2 protein-coding genes are annotated in these 603 nt (G+C 59.5%); both read right to left on the bottom strand.

What is annotated here, in order from left to right; genetic code table 11:
* Positions 1-272, bottom strand: a 272-nt coding sequence (locus CWM58_RS27920) for a sugar phosphate nucleotidyltransferase (RefSeq protein WP_165785865.1), incomplete at its 3' end; no start/stop codon positions are given.
* Between the two features lie 13 nt (positions 273-285).
* The coding region (locus CWM58_RS27915; protein ID WP_206056654.1) for a GDP-mannose 4,6-dehydratase at positions 286-603 on the bottom strand (318 nt) is incomplete at its 5' end.

Raw genomic sequence — 603 nt, 5'->3', positions numbered from 1 at the left:
ATAAAGGCCTGCGCCAGGCCGTCCGGCGACGGCTGGATAGCGTAGCTGAAGTTCACCCCGAACTGCGACCCGTCACCCAGCAGGCGCTGGAAGGAGGGCATGTCGTCCGGGGTGGAGATGATCAGGATGTCGCGAATCCCCGCCAGCATCAGGACGGACACCGGGTAGAAAATCATCGGCTTGTCGTAGATAGGCAGCAGCTGCTTGGAGACGCCCTGGGTGATCGGATATAAACGCGTGCCGGAGCCGCCGGCCAGAACAATACCTTTCATCTTTACTTCCTTATTAGTTATTCAGGCCCAGACGCTCGCCGGCATAGGAGCCGTCCAGCACGCGCTGCCACCAGGTCTGGTTGTTCAGGTACCAGTGCACGGTTTTCTCAATCCCGCTCTCGAACGTCTCCTGCGGCACCCAGCCCAGATCGCGCTGAATTTTCGCGGCATCAATGGCATAGCGCAGGTCGTGTCCCGGACGGTCGGTGACAAAAGTGATCAGGTCGGCGAAGTGGGCGATGTTGCCCGGCTTCTGCGCCACCACCTTGTCGAGAATGGCGCAGATGGTGCGCACCACGTCGATATTTTTACGCTCGTTATGACCGCCGAT

The sequence above is a fragment of the Klebsiella sp. H-Nf2 genome, from assembly GCF_002806645.1.
In the GTDB taxonomy this organism is placed as follows: Bacteria; Pseudomonadota; Gammaproteobacteria; order Enterobacterales; family Enterobacteriaceae; genus Klebsiella; species Klebsiella variicola.
Note: the sequence above shows the minus strand (reverse complement) of the source record. Positions and strands in the feature narration are given on the sequence as shown.